Source organism: Flavobacterium sp. GNP011, from assembly GCF_056428925.1.
In genome coordinates, this window is record NZ_JBWJVJ010000010.1 from 1 (window position 1) to 22,844 (window position 22,844).

At 33.6% G+C, this 22,844-nt stretch carries 19 protein-coding genes; 15 read left to right on the plus strand and 4 right to left on the minus strand.

The genetic code is table 11. The features are described from left to right. From AC061E_RS09990 to AC061E_RS10025, 8 genes are all read left to right on the plus strand, one after another. The coding region (locus AC061E_RS09990; protein ID WP_478286109.1) for a hypothetical protein at positions 1–312 on the plus strand (312 nt) is incomplete at its 5' end. Between the two features lie 342 nt (positions 313–654). Next, the gene (locus AC061E_RS09995) at positions 655–1,767 is read left to right on the plus strand and encodes a pyridoxal phosphate-dependent aminotransferase (RefSeq protein ID WP_478286110.1); all 1,113 of its coding nucleotides are present in this window, start codon (positions 655–657) and stop codon (positions 1,765–1,767) included. A gap of 291 nt (positions 1,768–2,058) precedes the next feature. Then, positions 2,059–2,334: a DUF3781 domain-containing protein gene (locus AC061E_RS10000; RefSeq protein WP_478286111.1), complete on the plus strand. Its 276-nt coding sequence runs from the start codon at positions 2,059–2,061 to the stop codon at positions 2,332–2,334. A gap of 169 nt (positions 2,335–2,503) precedes the next feature. Continuing rightward, positions 2,504–2,860: a Yip1 family protein gene (locus AC061E_RS10005; protein ID WP_478286112.1), complete on the plus strand. Its 357-nt coding sequence runs from the start codon at positions 2,504–2,506 to the stop codon at positions 2,858–2,860. 447 nt (positions 2,861–3,307) lie between these two features. Further along, positions 3,308–3,919 carry a hypothetical protein gene (locus AC061E_RS10010; protein ID WP_478286113.1) on the plus strand — a complete coding sequence of 204 codons (612 nt, stop codon included), beginning with the start codon at positions 3,308–3,310 and terminating at the stop codon, positions 3,917–3,919. A gap of 208 nt (positions 3,920–4,127) precedes the next feature. Then, positions 4,128–4,499: a DoxX family protein gene (locus tag AC061E_RS10015; RefSeq protein ID WP_478286114.1), complete on the plus strand. Its 372-nt coding sequence runs from the start codon at positions 4,128–4,130 to the stop codon at positions 4,497–4,499. A 5-nt stretch (positions 4,500–4,504) separates the two neighbouring features. Continuing rightward, the gene (locus tag AC061E_RS10020) at positions 4,505–4,723 is read left to right on the plus strand and encodes a DUF4287 domain-containing protein (protein ID WP_478286115.1); all 219 of its coding nucleotides are present in this window, start codon (positions 4,505–4,507) and stop codon (positions 4,721–4,723) included. 478 nt (positions 4,724–5,201) lie between these two features. Further along, positions 5,202–6,773 carry a carboxypeptidase-like regulatory domain-containing protein gene (locus AC061E_RS10025; protein ID WP_478286116.1) on the plus strand — a complete coding sequence of 524 codons (1,572 nt, stop codon included), beginning with the start codon at positions 5,202–5,204 and terminating at the stop codon, positions 6,771–6,773. Between the two features lie 159 nt (positions 6,774–6,932). Here AC061E_RS10025 and AC061E_RS10030 read toward each other — a convergent pair whose 3' ends face one another. Then, entirely contained in the window at positions 6,933–9,536 is a 2,604-nt protein-coding gene (locus tag AC061E_RS10030) for a DUF6923 family protein (RefSeq protein ID WP_478286117.1), read from the minus strand. 143 nt (positions 9,537–9,679) lie between these two features. After that, complete coding sequence (locus AC061E_RS10035) at positions 9,680–11,224, minus strand: SDR family NAD(P)-dependent oxidoreductase (RefSeq protein ID WP_478286118.1); 1,545 nt, start codon at positions 11,222–11,224, stop codon at positions 9,680–9,682. Between the two features lie 275 nt (positions 11,225–11,499). Between AC061E_RS10035 and AC061E_RS10040 the strand changes: the two genes are divergently transcribed. Then, positions 11,500–12,279 (plus strand): O-methyltransferase, encoded by a 780-nt coding sequence (locus AC061E_RS10040; RefSeq protein WP_478286119.1) that lies wholly within the window; start codon positions 11,500–11,502, stop codon positions 12,277–12,279. A gap of 57 nt (positions 12,280–12,336) precedes the next feature. Here the strand turns inward: AC061E_RS10040 and AC061E_RS10045 are convergent, their stop codons facing one another. Further along, positions 12,337–13,008, minus strand: a complete 672-nt coding sequence (locus AC061E_RS10045) for a DUF6565 domain-containing protein (protein WP_478286120.1) — start codon at positions 13,006–13,008, stop codon at positions 12,337–12,339. Between the two features lie 374 nt (positions 13,009–13,382). Here AC061E_RS10045 and AC061E_RS10050 point away from each other — a divergent pair, with 374 nt between their 5' ends. The 6 genes from AC061E_RS10050 (at position 13,383) to AC061E_RS10075 (ending at position 21,387) form a co-directional block, all read left to right on the plus strand. Continuing rightward, positions 13,383–14,069: an ABC transporter ATP-binding protein gene (locus tag AC061E_RS10050; protein ID WP_478286121.1), complete on the plus strand. Its 687-nt coding sequence runs from the start codon at positions 13,383–13,385 to the stop codon at positions 14,067–14,069. Between the two features lie 181 nt (positions 14,070–14,250). Then, the gene (locus AC061E_RS10055; protein WP_478286122.1) at positions 14,251–15,108 is read left to right on the plus strand and encodes an ATP-grasp domain-containing protein; all 858 of its coding nucleotides are present in this window, start codon (positions 14,251–14,253) and stop codon (positions 15,106–15,108) included. A 34-nt stretch (positions 15,109–15,142) separates the two neighbouring features. After that, positions 15,143–15,712 (plus strand): cob(I)yrinic acid a,c-diamide adenosyltransferase, encoded by a 570-nt coding sequence (locus AC061E_RS10060; RefSeq protein ID WP_478286123.1) that lies wholly within the window; start codon positions 15,143–15,145, stop codon positions 15,710–15,712. Between the two features lie 164 nt (positions 15,713–15,876). Then, positions 15,877–16,098 (plus strand): DUF2795 domain-containing protein, encoded by a 222-nt coding sequence (locus AC061E_RS10065; protein WP_007138072.1) that lies wholly within the window; start codon positions 15,877–15,879, stop codon positions 16,096–16,098. An 85-nt stretch (positions 16,099–16,183) separates the two neighbouring features. Next, positions 16,184–19,525: a preprotein translocase subunit SecA gene (gene secA / locus AC061E_RS10070; protein ID WP_478286124.1), complete on the plus strand. Its 3,342-nt coding sequence runs from the start codon at positions 16,184–16,186 to the stop codon at positions 19,523–19,525. 941 nt (positions 19,526–20,466) lie between these two features. After that, the gene (locus AC061E_RS10075; RefSeq protein WP_478286125.1) at positions 20,467–21,387 is read left to right on the plus strand and encodes a homing endonuclease associated repeat-containing protein; all 921 of its coding nucleotides are present in this window, start codon (positions 20,467–20,469) and stop codon (positions 21,385–21,387) included. 687 nt (positions 21,388–22,074) lie between these two features. On the opposite strand, the gene AC061E_RS10080 is transcribed toward AC061E_RS10075, so the two are convergent. Continuing rightward, positions 22,075–22,734, minus strand: a complete 660-nt coding sequence (locus AC061E_RS10080) for a hypothetical protein (RefSeq protein ID WP_478286126.1) — start codon at positions 22,732–22,734, stop codon at positions 22,075–22,077. Positions 22,735–22,844: the final 110 nt, after the last annotated feature.

Sequence of the window (22,844 nt, forward strand, 5' to 3'; positions counted from 1 at the left end):
TTTTATCCACCTGCTATTCAACCTTCGTACGCTCCAGAATACTATTTATGGTATCAGTATAGGATAGTAGACAAGAATACTAGCACTATTGTCGAGGCTGGTATGTTTTGCGAAAGTGGGATAAGAAAAAAAATAAAAGTTCAAAAAAATGCTATAGAAGTTGTTAAAAAGCATTTTTCAAACTGTAAAAACATCATGAGTAATTTGGCTGAGTTTGAAACAAGATTACCAAAAAAAATGGGAACTGGGTTTACAGATGCCTATATTGCAGGTTTCATGCATCAAAAAAAGCTTTTGAAATGTGAGTTATAATTCGCAAGTCGACAATTAAATTTACGTCTATTTAGATTACCAAAAATCGAAAATTGCACATGACATCAGAACCGTGAAGGCTAGATTTTGCCGACAGAACGCGAAAAATTTCGGGCTTAATGATTATTTCAAAAGAAAAACCCGGAAACTACATTCGCTACTAAGGATCTGGGCATTAGACTTGATGAAAAAGTGTTTTTTGTATCTTTAATGTCTTGCTTCGACTGATCGCTATAGCTGGAGAGACAAATCCACTGTAATACAACAACTTTGGTAGCAATTTTATAAATCTGCGATTGTAACAAAATATTTTTTTAAAAGTCTAATTAAAGAAAAAGAAATATGGAAACGGACAGAAGACTTTGGCTGAAAAAAATCGGAATTGGAATAGCTGGTATTGGACTTACAAACTTCAATTCATTAGCTTCACCTCTTGTATCAGAAAATTTAATTGATAGTTTTGAGAATGATGCTAACTTAATTTTTTTACGCTCAAATGAAAACCCTTATGGTCCATCTCCATTAGCAAGGAAAGCATTTGTTGATAATGCGAATATTAGTAATCGTTATAATTGGGATATAGAGACACAAATAATTTCTGACCTTGCAAAAAAGAATAGTGTTAAAGACGAAAACATAATGTTGGGTGCCGGTTCAACTGAAATTTTAGATTTGGTTGCAAAATTTGTGTCACTAAAGAAAGGTAATTATGTAATCGCAGACCCAAGCTATGATTATTGGACAGTTACTTTAGATAATTTTGGTTTAAATAAAAACAAAGTACCACTTACAACCGATAAGAAAATTAATTTACAAGCTATGTTGGAAGCCGTAAACCAAGATACAAAATTGGTTTATATCTGTAATCCAAATAACCCAACAGGATCAATTTGTGAAAGAGAAGCATTGGTTGATTGTGTAACCAAGATTTCACAAAATACAATTGTATTAATTGATGAGGCCTATTTGGAATTTACTAAACAGCAATCCCTTAGCAATCTCATAAATGACCACAAAAATATTATTGTAACCAAAACATTTTCCAAAATCTATGGTTTGGCTGGAGCACGAATTGGTTATGCTATTGCGAACAAAACGATAATTGATAATTTGGCAAATTCGCAATCCAATACAAATAATAGCGTTAGTGTATTATCGAAACTTGCTGCTATAGCCTCGTTGAAAGATGATAAATTTGTTTCAAATTGCAACTTGTTAAATGAAAATGCAAGACAATATACCATCAACGAACTCCAAAAATTAAATTGTGAGTGCATTTCCTCTAACACAAATTTTATCTATTTCTCACTTGCAAAATACAATAAGGATTATTTCAAACAATTAGAAGATAATAATATTGAAGGGGGAAGGATATATGAAGAGCAAGGTCAATGGACAAGAATTACAGTGGGTAAAATGGACGAAATGAAAAAATTTATTAAAGCCATACAATAAAAAACATGACTTCAACAAATTATTCAGAAGGTAGAATTATATACTATCTATCAAAATAAAAAACACATGTACTAGCAGTTAAAACCCAATGTTGCGGCTACAAAAATCATCTTATACATGCATAGCGCAATATTATATTTGTTGCTCACAACAAAGAGCATCCTCAATTCGGAGATGAAATAGTTAATAGTTAAAATGGGCAATTTTCCTTTTAGTTGGTTGCCGACTTTTATTGTACCAATCGTTTTATTTGGACATTTAACTTCAATTAGACAATTAATTAGAAAAAAAATGAAAAATTTTAAAAGTGAAATTTTAAAAAACATATGTTACACCGAACTTGTTTACGGAAGAATTAATAAGAAACTAAATATTGAACTTTCAAAAGAAAAAATTGAAGAATTTATTTTGGAAACTATTTCAGAAACTGACGAAGCGAAATTTCAAAAAAAAGGAAAAAATATTTACATTACAAACAAGGAGAACAACATTAGATTAACAATTAATTCCTATACGAACAGAATAATCACAGCAGACAAATTAAATATAAAAACAAAGAACGACTAACAGCAGTTTGTAAAAATGGAGGGTTTTGGGCTTAATTTCCAGTTGGTTTAGTATTTGCAAAGTCAATATTTAACCGAAACTAAAGGCTTTTTTAATCCACTACTTCTGCAAGCTTCAAAACCTTGGCAATAATACTCAAAAATCGAAAAGAAAAGAAACAATAAAAAATATGATTGAAAATTTTGAAGATAATTTAAATCCAAACTTTATTTCGGACAAAAAAATATTTACTAAAATTTGGACTTCACCAAGAGAAGTTTTTAAATTTATTCATACTTACAAATATGACAAGTATGTGACTGGCTTATTGATTTTGGCTGGAATTTCAAGAACATTTGACAGAGCATCAATGAAAAACATGGGTGATGATTTCTCGATTTGGGGAATAATTGCATTTTGCATAATTATTGGAGCAATATTTGGTTGGATTAGCTACTATATTTATTCTGCAATGATTAGTTGGACAGGAAAATGGATAAATGGAAAAGGAAATACAGATTCAATTTTAAGAGTTTTGTCTTATTAATTAATTCCATCAGTAATATCATTGCTATTTCTTGTTCCACAAATTGCAATATATGGAAATGAAATATTCAAGTCAGAAGGAGATATAAGTAGCAGAGGAATTGTTTCAAGTATAATCGTTAATGGTTCTATGATTTTGGAATTTACACTTGGAATCTGGAGTTTAGTTCTATGTGTAATTGGTATATCTGAAGTTCAAAAATTATCAATTGGAAAATCAATTATGAATTTAATATTACCAGCAATCGTAATAATTACTCCTATTTTAATTATAGTATTAATAATATATGCAATTAATTAGAAGCGCTATCTGCAAATAGGCGTTTGGTAGAAATTACTCTTATACTAATCTTGACCCATAAGTTAATGGAAGAAAAGTGGAGAAATAAAAGTAATTAATGAGAAAAAATATTTTTATAAATAATTGTTTTAAATACATTGTTAAAAGTTGACAAAAAAAAACGAGACTGAATTAGAAACGAAAAATAATATGAATAAGTTAGTTTTATTAATCTTCCTAATGACTTTAAACTGTTTTTCACAAAAAATTGAAAAACTTGAATTTTCAGTTTCCGAAATTGATAGTTTAAGTAAAAATGAAAGTTGTCTGATCATTTATGATTTAGGAGGCAAAATTGAAGCACAGAAAGTTTCTAAAAATCTTGAAAAAGATATAAAAACTAATGGAATTGGATATTTTTCAATAAAGCCACATTCATATCAGAGAGAAATTGTAAAAACTGAAAATCTATCTCAAAAAGAGCTAAGAAATTATAATGAAGATCAAAATTGTAAGTTATTAAGAGTCGATTATGACAATGAAATTGATTTTGAAGATGGAACTTTTAATAAAATAAATGTGAAATTTTATTACAATAAAAATCAATTATTTTATATAAAATATCTAGAACAAAACAAAAATGATATAGTCAATGAAACTGATATTAATCATAACTTTTTTTTGGTAGATATTGACAAAGAATTTATCGCCAATGAATATTTAAAAAAATGGATTCTCAATCAAAACAAAGAAATAGTTAAAAAGTGTGTTTTGAATTAAAAATTGAAATAGAAATTAAATAAACAACAGAACGCCTAACAGCTTCAAAGGATTTGGACAATTAACTTTATGGGAAGTTGGTTTTGTATTTGGAAGTTTAGAAATAACTGAAAAATAAATCTTAATTTAGTACAAAAACTACTGACTAACAAAACTTTAGTTGGGATTATAGCAAAACTCATGACAGAAAATAAATAATTCAAAAAAAATGAAGAAAGAAAAAATAATATTTTGGACAGCAACAACAATAATCGCATTGTTTGAAGGAGTAATGCCTGCATTGACTTCACAAACAGAATTGGCAAAAGAAGGTATTAAACATTTGGGATATCCAGAATATTTTGGAGACACTTTGGTAATTTTTAAAGTTTTAGGAGTTTTAGCATTAGTCATTCCACAGGTTCCTAAACGAATAAAAGAATGGGCTTATGCCGGATTTGCTTTTGACTTTATTTTTGCAACAATTAGCCACGGAGCAGTTGATGGAATTAATGGGCAAACTTTTTTTCCATTAGTAGTATTTGGGATTCTAGCCGTTTCATACATTTACTATCACAAATTAAATTCTAACAAAAATTAAATATTATGTTGTTTCAAGCGTACATTGACAATATCAAAGCCAAAACTGGAAAGACACCTGCAGACTTTAAAAAAATGGCGGATGAAAAAGAATTTATCATTGACGGGAAACTTAATCCTAAAATTAAGGCAAAAGAAATTACGAATTGGCTCAAAGAAGAATATGAATTAGGACACGGACATGCAATGGCAATTTATGCAACATACAAAGGAAAAACTGAATGATACAAAACACAACAAACCGCTAAAAAATGCTAAATCCAATGGCTAGATTGCTTTAAATTGTTCGTTTTTTTTACTAACTTCACTCAATCGGTTATAGAAAAAAGGTTTCCATAAGACGCAACAAGCTCTACCACAACCGTTTTCGGTCAGCAGTGCTAGAAAGTAAAAAATCCCGATGTCGCGAATAAATAAAATTATCTCATACGCAGATCGTTCAGCATCATACTATGTCAACACACCAACTTCGGAGATGAAATAGTTCTACCTTAGACTACTCAAATGTCTCCAACTTTACGCTTACAGACATACTCACAAAAAAACACAATAAACCCCACCTCAAGTTCATAATCATAACTTGGGATGGGGTTTTTCGTATGAATACATTAACAGAAAATTAGCACAATTACACTACTTGAGTATTGAAATAACATATACATTTGAAAATTATTTTCAATCATCAAACTGTAAATCAACTCAAATGAACGTAAAATCTGCAAACACACCCATCAAAAAAAAATCTAAATTCATACCATACCTGCTCTTGTTGAGTACGATTTTGTTTTTTCAATATTCTTGGTCACAAAATATTTCAGTAAAAATAATTGATGCCACTACTAAAGAGCCCATACCTTACGCCACCATCAATATTGATAAAAAAGAACATTTGATCTCAAATGCCGAAGGTTTTTTTAACTTATCTGAAACTACAATTCAAGACGAAAATACACTAACCATTACCTATCTAGGCTACAAAAATCTTGAAGTTAAAGTAAGTCAATTATCAAAACTGGATTACGTTATAGCCCTTACTCCCACTATTTTTGAACTAAATGATGTACAAGTAAATGGTGAAAAACCCAATCCATATTCAATCATGGCTACCGTTAAAGCAAATCTTTCTTTGAATTACAGCAATACCGATAATCCTATTAAAGATATGCTATTTGTGCGAAAATCAACAGCGACCAATCCTCATGAAATTGTAGTAGATGTAAATAAGTCTACAGGCTTTTCAAAACAAGCGCTCAAACAAGTCAATGGTGATATTCAAAACTTTACCAATGCCTTAGTTAAATCACCCCCAAAAGAGTATACTGACATGCTGTGTAATTTGTATACTAATACTATTAAAAAAGACAGTAAGTCATTTGTATCACATAAAATGAACGTTCTCAAAGCAACGGTTCTCAAAAATGAAGGAAGTGCAACCTCATCAGAAGAGTTGAAACAAATAGGCATAAAAACAATGCTAAAACACTTAGATTCTACAAAGTATTACCGCATTAAAAGTGGACTCTTTGGTTCCCAAGACACCATTTCATTGCGGAAAGATTTCAATAAAAAGAAAACAAAATCTAAAAAAGAAAATAAAAGTACGCTGCTTACAACCACAAAATACAATTTAACAGAATTCATTCAGAACAATAATTTAGGTAATTCTTCACAGCATGATTTTATAAAAAACCCTGAACTGTACCGTTACAAATTTGAAGGAACTACTTTTACTGAGGAAAACGATTATGCATTCGTACTTTCATTTTCACCAAAGAAAAGCAAAGCAAAATATACGGGTAAACTCTACATTAATGAGTCTGATTATGCCGTTCTTAGAGCTGAATTCCAACTTGATGAAGGAGAGAAACTTAACAATGTTAATTTAAAATTGCTTTTAGGTATTAAAGTAGCTCAAAATAACAACAAAGGAATTTTAATGTACCGAAAAAAATCAGATGAAAAGAACTATTACCTGCACTATGCCTCTGAAGAATTAGGTCAATATTTTTATATAAACCGACCTTTAAAATTTATTGAAATCACCAAAGAAGACAAAGATATTCTATCATTAGACATAAAATTTGAAGGTAACTCTACAACTAAAACTGAATTTTTAAATCTTTCACATTCTCTTGTAACAGATATTGATGTTACTAAAGTTGTTGAAAATGAATTCAAACTTGTAGCTATAAAATCATACGATCCTAAAATATGGAAAGGCTACCATGCTATTGAACCAGTAGCAGAATTAAAGAGATTCAGAGTAAAAGATTAATTTATATCATGCAACTTCTTATCATACTTTTCTAACAGAATATAATTTTAAAAATATAATGGCTGTACAAAAATACAGCCATTTTACTAACTAACTAAAAAAAAACAACTAACTAACTAAAAAAAAACAACTAACTAACTAAAAACTAACTAACAAAAATCACTTAACAATTATTTTTACAACTTCATATGATAAAGTAGAGCTGATTATTTTACCAAAATAGATACCTGCAGTCAAACTTGATTTAGAAATCCCAACTTCATTATTTCCTACTTGTGTATCGTGGTACAACGTTTTTATAAGCTTACCGTTTACATTATAAATTTCTATAGTAACCCTTTCTGAATTCATTGCTGTAAAACGCAGTTTTGAATTTTCATCAATTGGATTTGGAGATATTGAAACTTTGTTTCCCTGGGATCCTATATCAAAATCAGCTCTATCCAGTGTAAGATTTTTTGAAAACTGTATAGTTTGCAAATCCATTTCCTTAATGGTTGCTTTTCCATCAAGAGCAGTCATTTTAAACACTATTGTTTTAATATCGTTTAGCACCAATGGACTTCCAATACTTGACACAAATGCTGTAAATGGTATTGCAAAATCTTGCAAATCATTAGTAAGTATAATTGTAGCTTTATATTGTTGCTCCCAGTTTGCAATACTATTTTTTACAAAAACTATTTCTAGTACACCCGTTCCTTTTCCTCGAAGATGCAAACTTTTATAAGTTGATAAATCTACAGCTTTAAATCTTGGCGTTAGCGCTCTGTACGCAGCAACATAATCTGTAGTAGTGGCTGTAAGATTTAAGTTGCGTTCTACAGGAAAACTTCCAGCATCATATTCTCTTGAATTTAATCCAATAGTATAATTAGTTACTGTGGTAGTACTGGCTGGGGCATCAATTCCCCAAGGTCCATCAGACAAGAATAAATCATCTGGAGTGGCAACCCCATCCCCTATTCTAAATCCGATGTCAAACAAATTACCCGTTGGCACCACAATATCCGTTACATATTTTTTATTCAAATTAATAGAACTGTTTATTTTTTGCTCAGTACTGGTTTCTGTTTTTCTCAAACCTCCATCAAAAGTTACGGCGCTTGTAGCATTTGTATTGATAACTTGTAACTCCAAGTTTCCGTTGCTATATCTTCCTTTTTTGACGAATACTGTTGGTGGCTCTGATAAGGTATAACCAATAATTGGTTTTTGTTTTTGAATTAAATTAACAACTTCTTGCCCTATTTTAAACAAATCATCAATTGAATTTGTCCAAATTTGAAAATTATAAAAGCCAATATTCTTTTCATATTTATCAAGATTCCAATGGCTTTCTAGCGCATAATTCGCATCTGTATTTACTTTCTTAGCCGAAAAACTCAATACATACTCAATACTATTATCTGCATTTTTTATAATCGTTTTGATAAAAGGCTGCTCGTTAATTTCTATAGTTGATACTGAAAGAATTTGTGCTCCTAACAATCTATCGCAAATAAACTTAGTATGTTCATACACGCCATTATTTGTTTTCAAGGCGAGAATAGAGGCAATTGTTTTATTATTTTTAATGTAATCTACTGAGTATACTTCGGATGCATTGGTAATAGAAAGTAAATCTGTAGGAGTAGATTCTACAACTGATTGCTCATTAATAATACCAAATGGAATAAAATCTTTAAGTACTGTACCCGATGCTTTTCTAGAATACAAACTTGGTTTTGTTACTTTTCTTGCTGTGGCAACATCAAACTTGTACGCTGTTTTTACTCTGTTAAAATTTCGTTTGTTAATTTGTTCTGATAATCTATTGTTACTCTCTAGACCGCCCTCATTAGCTCCAGAAATTGAAGCGTTATAAACAGGACAACTAGCATATCCTGAACAAGATGGATCATCACAATCAATTAAATTATCGCCATCATCATCAATCCCATTATCACAAATTTCTTGAGGAACAGGCGCCGTAGGACAACGTGCTCCATCATTGCTAGAACTTGATGGACCAAAGGCAAATAAATTAGAATTCATCCCAATTACACCATCTAAATCTTTAACATCACGGATCACATAAACGGTCCCTGTTTGATTAGCAGACACATAAAAACTTCCTGCTAAATCAAAATATACAGCTCCATAGGTATAATTATTACCTAACATTGCCGGTACAACTCCTAAATTTGTAACTACTCCATTTAATGGATTAACACGATACAAAATATTAGTAGCTTGTTCCACAGTATATAAATTACCGTCAACAGCATTGAAAGCCCAATCGTGAACATTGATGCCTTGTGATAATTCAAAAGAACCTAAATACTGCAAATAAGATTGTGAGGCTGGATCCAAATCAATTTTGTAATAGGTACTCCCACCAGATTTAAAAAAATAAATACCATCTGGACTCACATCACCTACAAATCTACTCGCATCAGGTAATGCGCTAATGGTGTAAATGGTGGTATTAAAATTTTTACCAATCCTAACTATAGATTTAGAAGGAGAGGTTAAATAGCCCCAAATATATCCATCCTTAGCATTATAACCTGCTCCATTTATACTTCCAGTTGTAATATTTTGTGCCACCGAAATAGAATTACCAGATGCTAAGTCAATTGCAAAAATATCATTGCCTTGAAATAAGTAGGCATTAAAATCACAATTAAAAGGTATGTCTTGTGCACTAAATTTAATAGTAAAAAGTAACAAAAACAATAAAAATCCTCTTGATACTTGACGATGTATAATTTTAGTCATATCTATTTCTTTTTAAGTAATTAATATGTTAAAATTAGTTTAACATATTAAAGAAAAAAAAATATTTAGATATTATGGAGAGTAACTATCGATGGATGGTCTTTTTCTATAGACCATCCAAAAAAAAAAACATAAACTACTCTCTACCAAGCAATAGGATTGTAATCTTTCAAAAACTTCCCACACCAATGTTTACCGGTATTGATGCCGTCAAACAAAGGATCCATTACTCTTGCAGCACCATCCACAATATCTAAAGGAGGTTGAAAATCTTGTTCTTCTTGTTTTCTTTTGGCTAATTCTGCTGGATCTTCATCGGTAACCCAACCTGTGTCCACTGCATTCATAAAAATTCCGTCTTTTGCCAAAGTACCCGCAGCGGTGTGCGTTAACATATTCAAAGCCGCTTTTGCCATATTGGTATGCGGATGACGGTCTTCCTTGAAATCACGGTAAAACTTGCCTTCCATCGCCGAAACATTGATGATGTGTTTTTTGCCTGTGTTGTCTTTTTTCATCACCTCCGAAAGGCGGTTGCACAATACAAAAGGCGCTACGGAATTTACCAATTGCACTTCAATCATTTCGGTAGTTTCTATTTGTCCTAATTTTAGACGCCAACTGTTTGTTTTTCTTAAATCTACTTGCTGAAGGTCGGCATCGAGTTCTCCTTCCGGAAAAACTTCTTGTGCGACCAAGGCATTATCAAACGAATACGGAATCTGCGATAATTTGGCGGAAGCCCGCAACCCAATTCCAGGTTCTGGTCCGTGCCAAGTTACAGGCATATTCTCATTGGATGAAAAACCCGTGGTCAACACTTTCAATTCATCAAGACAATTCGTGTGATCCAGCAATAATTCTTGTGCTTGTTGTGGTAATGAAGCTAGGGAACGCTCCTCGTTTTCCATTAGATGCGTATAGAATCCAGCAGGACGTCTTACGGTTTGCGCCGCATTATTGATGAGAATATCCAATCGCTGGTATTTTTGCTCAATGAAATTACAGAAAATCTCCACACTAGGAATGTGTCGCAAGTCTAAGCCGTGAATTTTCAATCGGTGACCCCAATCCATAAAATCTGGCTCATTAGAAAAACGCAAAGCCGAATCGACTGGGAAACGAGTCGTAGCAATAACCGTTGCGCCACCGCGTAAAAGCATCAACGTAATGTGATAGCCTATTTTTAAACGGGAACCTGTAATTACAGCAACTTGTCCCTTTACATCAGCAGTTTGAAAACGTTTGGCATAATTAAAATCGCCACAATCCGTACACATGCTGTCATAAAAGTGGTGCATTTTAGTAAACTCCGTTTTACAAACGTAACAGTTTCTGGGTGTTTCTAATTCTAATTGTTCTTTGCTGGCCAGATCCGTGTAAGCCAGCAATTTGGGCGCTACAAATACGCTTGCTTCGCGCGCTGAACGAATTCCAGTTTCTTTCCTTGCGGTTCTATCTTGCTTTTCTTTTTTACGTTTGGCAACTAATTTTCCATCTTTTTTGCGTCTGGAAAACTCGTCCCGATCAGGGCGAGAAAATTGACCTGCAGCTTTAATTAAAGCCGTTCGTTGTTCTTTTGGAATATCAAATATCTGATTCGTATCGGTATTTAATTGCGCCAAAATAGCGATGCATCTGTCAATTTCTTCTGAACTTATTGCAGTTTTATGTTCTATTTGTTCCATCATTATCATAAAAAAGGATCTCAATTTAGTGTAAAATCCAAGGGCGCAAATATAGACTTTTTAAAGTCGTAAAGTTTCAAGGTAATACCGCAGGAAATTTTAACGCGAAGATGCTAGTTTTGCATTTTGACTTTCGACTATTATCTTACTATCTTCGCACCTACGATGTTCTTTCACAAAGAGGCACGAAGCACCGCAAAGAGTCACAAAATTGAAAAAAAACTGTATCTATTTCTGTTTTGTCTTTGAGAATCTCTGTGTAACAAAAAAGTATTATGCTGTTTCAAATCAAATCCTATTTACAATTCCTTTGGCACTCTAAAAATGAGCATGCGGTGCATTCTCCGTTTGTATTTAACTTGATTACAAAATGCTTTTATGACCACAAACCAAAACCCGAATATGCAGTTTTAAGAAAATACAGAAACACGCTTTTAGCAAATAGTAATTCGATTGAAGTAACTGATTTTGGTGCGGGATCCAAAGTTTTCAAATCGAATACAAGAGTCGTTGCAAAGATTGCGAAAACAGCAGGAATTTCTCCAAAACGAGCCGAATTATTATTCCGGATCACCACATATTTTCAACCTGAAAGTATTTTAGAAATTGGAACTTCTTTAGGATTAGCAACTGCGGCACTTGCTTTAGGTCATAAAAAAGCAAAAATCACAACGCTGGAAGGTTGCCCGCAAACGATGGCAATTGCAAAAAGTCAATTTCAATTATTTAATTTTGATCATGTAAATCCCATCGTAACCGAATTTAGTAATTATTTAAGTGACTTTCGACCTTCGACTTTCGACTTTAAACTCATTTATTTCGATGGCAATCACTCTAAGAAAGCAACTTTAGATTATTTTGAATCCTTGCTTCCAACTGTAACAAATGATACGCTGTGGATATTCGATGATATTCATTGGTCGCTAGAAATGGAAGAAGCTTGGAAAATCATACTAAATCATCCTAAGGTAACAGTGACAATTGATACGTTTCAATGGGGATTGGTATTTTTTAGAGGAGAACAACCCAAACAACATTTTATAATTAGAGTATAAAGCAAAAAAAAATGACAACCATTCCTGATTGCCATTTCCTTTTGAATTAATACAACTTTATTCTTTAGCTCTTTTCATTTCTCCTGATTTTGCACCCATACGGTTTAACGTATACATTGGCGCAAATTTCAATTTCAAACCTGCAATTTTGTTATTATCTGCACTAGTAAGGCCTTCTTTTTCAACGGTATTTTTACGACTATCAAGTGCTTCATACATCAATTTTACTTCATCCCAATCTTCACGAGAGTAGGCATCTTTATTATTTTCAACAGTATCCACAAATTGTTGATATACACTTAAAATATTGTTTTTATTAACCCAAACAAAACTCATATCCTCACCTACTTTTCCTTCTCCAAAAAGCGTATTACGCATTTGTTGTTTTGGATTTACAGGTATAGCAGCAAGTGCTTCGGCTCTCATTTTTTCAAGGTTCGCTTTCATCGTTTCATACTTTGTTCTACTTGCCTCAATACGCGCTTTAGCTTCAGCGTCATCAGCCATATCAGCAAGAGCAATCTCAGCCTCTGCGCTTTTTAATTTAAAAGCCGATTCAATTTCCATCCAGTTGTCCTTAGTATCCTCAGCTGCTACATTACTTAATGAATCCACATACATAACATAATTGTCTACTTTAATTTTTGCTTGTTCTGTTTTTTCATCTTTACAAGCTGTAAATCCTAATGCAATAACTGCAAGTCCTAATATTAGTTTTGTATTTTTCATTTTTTATGTTTTAGTGGTTAATACGTGACAAATGTATACGCAAACCTTTCATTTTCAATTTAAAACAAAAAATTATACAACTAATTACTATAATTGTGCAAAACTGACTAAAACAATGAGAATGCTTCACAAATAGTAATTATAGAGATTGTCTTGCAAAGTTTTAGCTGAGGATTTCATGTCAATGAATGAGATACTGATTCCAGCATTTATACTTCCCAATTTATGAAAACGAAAACCAAATCAAATTACTATACCAATACCTGTAACAAATAAAAAAAACTGCTACTTATTACTCAAATAAAACTTTTATACCTTTATATATCAACTTAACAGCATCTTTCAGGTAACGAAAGAATAAAATTTAATAAAGAATGGCAAACCCACTAATTCAGATCACCGATATTAAGCGAAATTTTGTTCTAGGAAATGAAATTGTATATGTACTTAAAGGAATTAATTTACAAATCAATAAAGGAGAATATGTTGCATTAATGGGACCTTCAGGATCCGGTAAATCTACTTTAATGAATTTATTGGGATGTCTTGACACTCCTACATCTGGAAATTATATTCTTAACGGAAAAGATGTGAGCCAAATGCGTGATGATGAACTCGCAGAAATTAGAAATAAAGAAATAGGTTTTGTATTTCAAACTTTTAATCTCTTGCCACGAACGACTGCCTTAGACAATGTGGCCTTGCCTATGATTTATGCTGGTTTTTCAAAATCAGAAAGAAATAAGCGTGCCACCGAAGTACTGAAACAAGTGAACCTATCAGATAGAATGGACCACCAACCCAATCAGCTTTCTGGAGGTCAAAGACAGCGTGTAGCCATTGCGAGAGCATTGGTTAACAAACCCTCTATTATACTTGCTGATGAGCCTACAGGAAACTTAGATAGTAAAACATCTGTAGAAATCATGAAGCTCTTTGGCGATATTCATGCCCAAGGAAACACCGTAATATTAGTAACGCACGAAGAGGAAATAGCAGCTTATGCACACCGTGTCATTCGTTTACGTGATGGTCTTATAGAAAGTGATGTATCAAAGTAATCGGTAATCGGTGTTCAGTTGCAGATGACAGTTTTATAACGACTGTGATTTTTAGATTTTTTTTTTAAATCAAGTAACATTAAACGAGCACCAATTACAATTATCCCTACGAGAGGTAATCTAGAGTAGGGAAATATAATTTCAATTGCTTTTATTAAGTACCGTATAAACTTTTTCATACATGAAAATCGCTTTACTAACCTGCGAAAAACTTCCCGATTTAAATCCTGAAGATCAAAAACTAATTCCTGCACTAGCAAAATATAACATTCAGGCTGTAGCGGCAGTTTGGGATGATGCTAGCATCAATTGGTCTCAATTTGACTGCTTGGTATTTAGAAATACTTGGGACTATTTTGAGAAAGAACAAGCGTTTATACTTTGGCTTGACCAGATTAAAAAATTAGGCGTTAAAACACTAAACACCATTGATACGGTAAAAAATAACATACATAAATTTTATTTAAAAGAGCTAGAGCAAAAGGGAATCCCCATCATTAAAACCATATTTATTGACAAAACCCAACTGCTGGATTTAAACAAACTAATACCAAATCACTGGAATAAAGCAGTCATAAAACCCGCTTTTTCGGCAGGATCTTATCTCACCGAAGTGTTTGACCGAACACAAATTCAAGCTATAAACAATCAATTTCAATCTATAGCTGCAGATAAAGAATTACTCCTTCAGGAATTCATGCCAGAGATTCAAACACTGGGGGAAACATCATTCATCTTTTTTGACAAGAAATTCTCTCATGCTGTGAATAAAAAACCTATTTCTGGCGATTTTAGAGTACAATCACTCTATGGCGGAAAATATACGCTAGTAGAACCATCAGTAGAACTCATCCAAAAAGCACAAAAAGTAGTCAACACTTTTCAGGAGGATTTGTTGTATGCTCGGGTAGATGGAATCGTAATTGAAAACGAACTTTATTTGATGGAGATAGAATGCATTGAACCTGATTTGTATTTTAATTTGAGTTCAAATTCATTAGATCACTTTGTTACAGCATTAATAAAATTAATAGCCTAAATTTGTTTTTTTTATAAAAACTAAGATCTCATTAATGAAAGTATATACAAAAACTGGCGATAAAGGCACTACAGCCCTTTTTGGAGGTACCAGAGTAGCCAAAGACCATGCTCGCATAGAAAGTTACGGAACTGTTGACGAATTGAACTCTCACATAGGTCTTATTCGGGACCAAGATATCAATGCGCATTACAAAGATATATTGATAGAAATTCAAGACCGTCTTTTTACAGTAGGAGCAATTCTTGCAACGCCTCCAGAAAAAGAGGTAAAGAAAAACGGCGAATTGCGTTTGCAAAATTTAGGTATTATTGAAACGGATATTGAATTATTAGAAAATGAAATAGACGCGATGGAAGAAGCGCTACCGCCAATGACACATTTTGTATTGCCCGGTGGTCATACCACTGTGTCATATTGTCATATTGCACGCTGTGTATGCCGAAGAGCAGAGCGCCTAGCCGTACATTTAAGTCATGACGAACCCGTTGTTGAAATCGCAATTAAGTACTTAAACCGACTTTCTGACTACCTTTTTGTGTTGGCACGAAAGTTGTCCTACGACTTAAAAGCGGATGAAGTTCAATGGATTCCAAGAAAGTAATCAGTCACCGTTTTCAGTAGCAGTTTTTTAACGAAAACTTCAAACTTTAAACCTGAAACTTTAAACAAAAAAAAACGTTCTTAACTTTAACTAAAAATAAATCGTTTTTTACTTGTATTTTTCAGTAAAAAATTTATTTTTGCACAAAACTAAATCGACAACAGATGTATTGGACATTAGAATTAGCATCGTATTTAAGTGATGCACCATGGCCTGCTAACAAAGACGAACTTATTGACTACGCTATTAGAGCTGGAGCTCCATTAGAGGTAGTAGAAAACCTTCAATCTATTGAGGATGAAGGCGAAATATATGAATCAATGGAAGAAATATGGCCAGATTATCCCACAGACGAAGATTATCTTTGGAATGAGGATGAATATTAAAAAGCAAACCAATTAAAAAGTCTCAAAAGAGGCTTTTTTTTGGTTTAAATTTACAGAAATACACAATTAGAAATATAAAAATATCATGAGTTTCATAAACAGCATAATCAAGGTTTTTGTGGGCGACAAGTCTCAAAAAGACGTCAAAGCACTACAACCCTATCTCACTAAAATTAAAACATTCGAGGAACCCCTTAAAGCTTTATCCCATGATGAGCTGAGAGGTAGAACTGTTTTTTTTAAAGACAAAATCAAACAAGATCGAGCTGACAAAGACGCTAAAATTGCTGCTCTAAAGGTAGAAGTAGAAAGCATTGTAGATATTGACAAGAGAGAGGATATCTACGTGGCTATTGATGCCCTTGAGAAAGAAGCTTACGAAATTTCAGAAAAAACATTAATGCAAATCCTTCCTGAGGCTTTTGCAGTGGTAAAAGAAACAGCTAGACGTTTTAAAGACAACACCCAAATTGAGGTTACTGCTACCCCAAAAGACCGTGAATTATCTGGCGCAAAAACATACATCACCTTAGATGGAGACAAAGCCATTTGGGCTAATTCTTGGAGTGCTGCAGGTAAAGAAATCACCTGGGATATGATTCACTATGACGTTCAGTTAATAGGAGGAATGGTATTGCACGAAGGTAAAGTTGCCGAAATGCAAACCGGTGAAGGAAAAACATTAGTAGCTACATTGCCGCTTTACTTAAATGCCTTGACTGGAAACGGAGTTCACCTTGTTACGGTGAATGATTATCTTGCAAAAAGAGATAGTACCTGGAAAGCACCTTTTTTTGAATTTCACGGTATGACTGTGGAATGTATTGACAATTACCAGCCAAGCTCTGAAGGTCGTAAAAAAGCCTACGATGCAGATATCACGTATGGTACCAACAATGAATTTGGTTTTGATTATTTAAGAGACAACATGGCTCATTCTCCAGATGACCTTGTACAAAGAAAACACAATTACGCTATTGTAGATGAGGTTGACTCGGTATTGATTGATGATGCTAGAACACCTTTGATTATCTCTGGACCAGTTCCACAAGGAGATCGTCACGAATTCAATGAATTAAAACCAAAAATTGAAAACCTAGTAAGTCTTCAACGTCAATTAGCAAACGGATTCTTATCTGAAGCTAAAAAACTAATCAAAGAAGGAAACACTAAAGATGGTGGATTTCAATTGCTAAGAGCTTACAGAAGTTTACCTAAGAATAAAGCATTGATTAAATTTTTGAGTGAAGAAGGTATCAAACAACTGCTTCAAAAAACCGAAAATCAATACATGCAAGACAACAAAAGAGAAATGCACAAAATTGATGAGGCATTGTATTTTGTTATCGAAGAAAAAAACAATCAGGTAGAATTAACAGATAATGGAATCCAGTACCTATCTGGCGATACAGATGCTGACTTTTTTATCCTACCAGACATTGGAACTGAAATTGCCAATATCGAAAAGAAAAAATTAGAGAAAGACCTTGAAGCCGAAGAGAAAGAAAAATTATTTCAAGACTTCGGGATCAAGAGTGAGCGTATCCATACATTAACACAGCTTTTAAAAGCCTACGCTTTATTCGAAAAAGATGTAGAGTATGTAATCATGGACAACAAAATCATGATTGTAGACGAGCAAACAGGTCGTATTATGGACGGTCGCCGTTATTCTGACGGATTGCACCAAGCCATTGAAGCCAAAGAAAATGTAAAAATTGAAGCTGCTACACAAACTTTTGCAACGGTTACTTTGCAAAACTATTTCAGAATGTACAACAAGCTAGGTGGAATGACTGGAACTGCAGTTACAGAAGCTGGCGAATTGTGGCAAATATACAAGCTTGATGTAGTAGAAATCCCTACTAACAGAGGTATTTCTAGAAAAGACAAAGAAGATTTCATCTACAAAACAACTCGTGAAAAATTCAACGCAGTTATTGAAGATGTAACCGAATTGTCTAAAGCCGGAAGACCAGTACTTATTGGAACAACATCGGTTGAAATTTCAGAATTACTAAGCCGAATGTTGAAAATGCGTGGCGTAGCACACAATGTCTTGAATGCAAAAATGCACAAGCAAGAAGCACAAATTGTGGAGGAAGCTGGAAAACCAGGCGTAGTAACCATTGCCACAAACATGGCTGGTCGTGGTACCGATATCAAATTATCTCCAGAGGTTAAAGCTGCTGGCGGACTTGCCATTGTAGGTACAGAGCGTCATGACTCGCGTCGTGTAGACCGTCAATTACGTGGTCGTGCAGGACGTCAAGGAGATCCAGGAAGTTCTCAGTTTTATGTATCGCTTGAGGACAACTTAATGCGTTTGTTTGGTTCTGAACGTGTAGCCAAAGTAATGGACCGTATGGGATTACAAGAAGGCGAAGTGATTCAGCACTCTATGATGACCAAATCTATAGAACGCGCTCAAAAGAAAGTAGAAGAAAACAACTTTGGAGTACGTAAACGTTTGTTAGAATATGATGATGTAATGAATGCACAGCGTGAAGTAGTCTACAAGCGTCGTCGTCACGCCTTGTTTGGCGAACGCTTAAAGCTGGATATTGCAAACATGCTGTATGACACGTGCGAGTTAATCATTGATCAAAACAAAGCAATAAATGATTTCAAGAACTTTGAGTTCGAATTAATACGCTATTTCTCGATCACATCTCCAGTAACCGAAAGTGAGTTCGCCAAAATGAACCCAATGGATCTTACCGGAAAAGTATACAAAGCTACATTAGATTATTATACTGAAAAAACAGCACGTAGTGCCCGTGAAGCGTTCCCGATTATCAAAAGCGTTTATGAAGATCAAAACAATCAGTTTGAGCGCATCGTAGTTCCATTTACGGACGGAATTAAATCTTTGAATGTAGTTACCGACTTAAAAATGGCTTACGATTCTCAAGGAGCACAACTAGTTGCTGATTTCGAGAAAAACATCACACTAGCCATTGTAGACGAAGCGTGGAAAAAACACTTGCGCAAAATGGACGAGCTAAAACAATCTGTTCAACTAGCCGTACACGAGCAAAAAGATCCGTTGCTAATTTACAAACTAGAGGCCTTCAACTTGTTTAGAGCCATGATTGATAATGTAAACAAAGAAGTGATTTCATTCTTGTTCAAAGGAGATTTGCCAGCACAAGAAAACCAACGCATTCAAGAAGCCATTGATGTAACTCCCGTTGAGGATTACACCACTTCAAAAGATGAAATTGTAAGCAGCGAAAGTGCAAATCAAGAAGCGATGCAAACACAGCAACGTCAAGTTACGGAGACCATCACTCGCGACATGCCAAAAATCAATCGCAATGACAACGTAACCATTCAAAACGTGGCCAACGGTCAAACACAAGAAATGAAATACAAAAAAGCCGAAAGCCTAATCGCCTCAGGTCAATGGGTATTAGTCAACTAAAACCTTATATTTCAAGATTCATAAAACTCCACTGCGCAAGTAGTGGAGTTTTTTTTATGCTCATTTTTTTTCGGGAGCTATTCCTGCCATACGCTGCAAGCTATTGCGTTTCAAACCCTTTTTCTAGGCACTTTCAGGAGCTTCCTGCGGTCGCTCTGCCAGCGCTATAAAAAGTGGTTTTCAACCCGCATAGGCTTTACGCTGCTGTCAGGGCTATACCGTAAAACTACCCCACAAGAAAATAAAACCATCCAAAAGCAAGCCGCTTCCTTAAAAAAAATCGAAAACAAATAAATACATAAGAAAAGGTAGTAATAATTAAAAAATCAACCAAACAATTTATAAGAGAAATTTACTATATTTGAGAAAACAAAAAAGCGAAACAAACCTTCGCCAATCTACCCAAATTTGGGTGCATACACGAAAGTTTGTTTCGCATATATACTAGTTAGGGTGTATAGCTCCGTTGAAAAGACACAGCCGACATCAACCAGACGTTTTGCAACTGAAAAAATAATAATGAACTAGCTAGCGTGCCGACGCAAATCAAGCTCAGAATCTGACATCGAAATGCGAAAGAAAAGCAAATGTGAATCACTTTGCGGAAAACAGAAAGCGGAAAAAAATTTCGTTTTTTTTTGAGTTTTAATAGAAAAATATAATTCCGACGACAAACAGAAAACAGAAAAGCTACCGAAATTGAAACGTGGAAAAGTTGCCGACATTGGACTGGAAAATTGGAATGGATGAACTTTGGTGCTTTTCAAACGTGTCACTACACACCCTAACACACGCTACAAGCGATTTGGGCAATTGGTTTAATGGGAAAATTGGTTTGTATTTGGAAGTTTTGGCTTATCCGAAAATTTACGCTAATTTAGTCCCAAACCGCGTGTAGCGCGGGAACGTTATAGCCAATAATCCCAAAAAACTGGAGATAAATGAAATTTGAATTAACAAACGGAAGACATAGAATTTCTAATATAGAATATATTAATGATTTACGTTTTGTTGCAAATAATTTAGGTAAAAACTCTTTAAAACAAAGAGATTACTGTAAAGAAAATGGTGCAAAATATAATGTTAAAAGTGCTATAAATAGGTTTGGAAATTGGGATAATACTTTAAAAAAAGCAGGGCTCGAAGGCGAAAAAAGTCTTAAAGGAATGGAATATGGAGAAAAATCAATTAAAGATGAAGTTTTATTAGCTGATTTAGTTAGAGTTGCAAATGAATTAAACAATCCAAACATTACTATAAATGATTATGAAAATTTAGGTAAATATACTCACGTAACAATGGGAGTTAGATTTGGTAGTTGGAATAAAGCTAAAGAAAAGGCTAATCTTGAAGTTATCTATAAAACAAATAATTCCAACGAAGATTTATTTAAAAACATTCTTGAGTTATGGACGCATTTTGGTCGTCAGCCAAAATATGGAGAAGTGATAAGTCCATTGTCAAAATTTAATGGTTCAACATATGCTAGACGATTTGGTTCTTGGCAAAACTCATTGGAAGCGTTTGTAGATTATATCAATAATATAGACGACGATTCTGAAGAAATCGAAACACAAGAATCACAATTAATCCCAATCAATCCAACTCAAAAAGAAAATGATTCTATCAAAGAGATTAAAATAAAAAAAACATCAAGAAATATTAATTTGAGGTTGCGGTTTATGATTCTACAAAGAGACAATTTTACTTGCAAAAAATGTGGACAATCACCAGCAAAAAATCAAAATATTATTTTACATGTTGACCATATTCTTGCTTGGAGTAAAGGCGGAGAAACAGTTATTGAAAACCTTGAAACTCTTTGTAAAGAATGTAATCTAGGAAAGAGCAACGTGCTATAATTACTGGCTATAACACACGCTACAACGGATTTGGGCAATTGGCTTAATGGAAAGTTGGTTTTGTATTTAAAATGATTTGGCAAATCCGAATAATGGGCTTAATTTAGTCCCAAACCCGCTGTAGCGCGAGAACGTTACTGGAGACTTGCCGAAATTACGCAGGTAAAACCAATTAAATATAAACATTTGTTTCCGCAGAAACTATAAAAACAGAAGCGTGAAAGTTGGAATTTATCCGCAGAAACTTGAAAAATGAAAACTGAAAAGCAGAAGCGTGAAAGTTGAAACTTATCAGCAGAAACTTGAAAAGTTGGATTTTGAAAAGCGGAAACTTGAAAGTTGAAACCTGAAAAGTAGAAGCGTGAAAATTGGAACTTGCCAAACAGAAACGTGAAAAGTTGGAACTTGATTTTTTGCGCAGAATTTAAAAATAGAAAAGAAAATAATTGAAAATAAAACGCCGAAAATTACGAACCGAAAAGTAGAAACGTGAAAGTTGGAGTTTGTCAATTGAAATGTGAAGAGTTTGCGGTTTAATCGTAATTTCGTAAAACAAGCCTCCAGTAACACACGCTACAAGCGATTTGGGCAATTGGCTTAATTTAAAAATGGTCTTGTATTTGGAAGATTTGGCAAATCCGAAAATAGGGCTTAATTTAGTCCCAAACCGCTTGTAGCGCGAGAACGTTAGCAGATAGTATCAGACGAGTAGGTTTTAATAACAAGTTCTGCGCATTTAAGCAATATTTGTTGAACATCTGATTCTACATAATTGTAATTACTAAATGCAATTTCTAATTTCCACTTTAAAGATTCGCTATAATCTTTTTTCGTTAAATCCCCATCGTTTAAATCTTCGAGTAACCTATTTGCACAATCTTCATTAGGTTCAAAATTTGTATAAAAATAATGCCCGCAACCTTCACAATTTTTTGGTTCTTTTTCCCCGCCGCCAAAATCAGGGTCGTGTCCTTCAGATGAAAATTTTGATTTTTTAGGATGTTCTTTTAATTCTGTTTTTTTAGAAGATGCAATTAAATCTTTTGGATAATGACTACAATCTTTACCGTTATAAAGTCCTGTTTCTTCAATTTGTTTGTATTTATCTAAAATTTCAAGCCTTCTTTCTTTGTTATGTTTTTTTGCTGATTTAACAGCATCATCAATGCAATTTTCGCAAAAATCTTCATCTCCCATATCTTCATCATCTTGTTTTACAAAATAACCAATATGATGTGGCTCATAAGTAGATGCGGGCAATAGCTCAATAGCTTTTTCCAAAACACCATCTGCTAACATCGGTTTGCACGCATTATGGCACTCTTTTGTGTTTGAATTTTCAGGCATAATTTAAAGTTTGGTTTATTTTTGTTAATATTGTTTCTCACTCGCCACAACGACGAGCAAGCCGAGAACCGTTATGCGTGAGTTGCCGAAATTACGCAGATGAAAACAAT

Bases quoted from the DNA above. Each gene is read 5' to 3' on its own strand.
- AC061E_RS09995 (WP_478286110.1), top strand. From the start codon at position 655: ATGGAAACGGACAGAAGACTTTGGCTGAAAAAAATCGGAATTGGAATA.
- AC061E_RS10000 (WP_478286111.1), top strand. From the start codon at position 2,059: ATGAAAAATTTTAAAAGTGAAATTTTAAAAAACATATGTTACACCGAA.
- AC061E_RS10005 (WP_478286112.1), top strand. From the start codon at position 2,504: ATGATTGAAAATTTTGAAGATAATTTAAATCCAAACTTTATTTCGGAC.
- AC061E_RS10015 (WP_478286114.1), top strand. From the start codon at position 4,128: ATGAAGAAAGAAAAAATAATATTTTGGACAGCAACAACAATAATCGCA.
- AC061E_RS10020 (WP_478286115.1), top strand. From the start codon at position 4,505: ATGTTGTTTCAAGCGTACATTGACAATATCAAAGCCAAAACTGGAAAG.
- AC061E_RS10025 (WP_478286116.1), top strand. From the start codon at position 5,202: ATGAACGTAAAATCTGCAAACACACCCATCAAAAAAAAATCTAAATTC.
- AC061E_RS10030 (WP_478286117.1), bottom strand. From the start codon at position 9,536: ATGACTAAAATTATACATCGTCAAGTATCAAGAGGATTTTTATTGTTT.
- AC061E_RS10035 (WP_478286118.1), bottom strand. From the start codon at position 11,224: ATGGAACAAATAGAACATAAAACTGCAATAAGTTCAGAAGAAATTGAC.
- AC061E_RS10040 (WP_478286119.1), top strand. From the start codon at position 11,500: ATGCTGTTTCAAATCAAATCCTATTTACAATTCCTTTGGCACTCTAAA.
- AC061E_RS10045 (WP_478286120.1), bottom strand. From the start codon at position 13,008: ATGAAAAATACAAAACTAATATTAGGACTTGCAGTTATTGCATTAGGA.
- AC061E_RS10050 (WP_478286121.1), top strand. From the start codon at position 13,383: ATGGCAAACCCACTAATTCAGATCACCGATATTAAGCGAAATTTTGTT.
- AC061E_RS10055 (WP_478286122.1), top strand. From the start codon at position 14,251: ATGAAAATCGCTTTACTAACCTGCGAAAAACTTCCCGATTTAAATCCT.
- AC061E_RS10060 (WP_478286123.1), top strand. From the start codon at position 15,143: ATGAAAGTATATACAAAAACTGGCGATAAAGGCACTACAGCCCTTTTT.
- AC061E_RS10065 (WP_007138072.1), top strand. From the start codon at position 15,877: ATGTATTGGACATTAGAATTAGCATCGTATTTAAGTGATGCACCATGG.
- secA (WP_478286124.1), top strand. From the start codon at position 16,184: ATGAGTTTCATAAACAGCATAATCAAGGTTTTTGTGGGCGACAAGTCT.
- AC061E_RS10075 (WP_478286125.1), top strand. From the start codon at position 20,467: ATGAAATTTGAATTAACAAACGGAAGACATAGAATTTCTAATATAGAA.
- AC061E_RS10080 (WP_478286126.1), bottom strand. From the start codon at position 22,734: ATGCCTGAAAATTCAAACACAAAAGAGTGCCATAATGCGTGCAAACCG.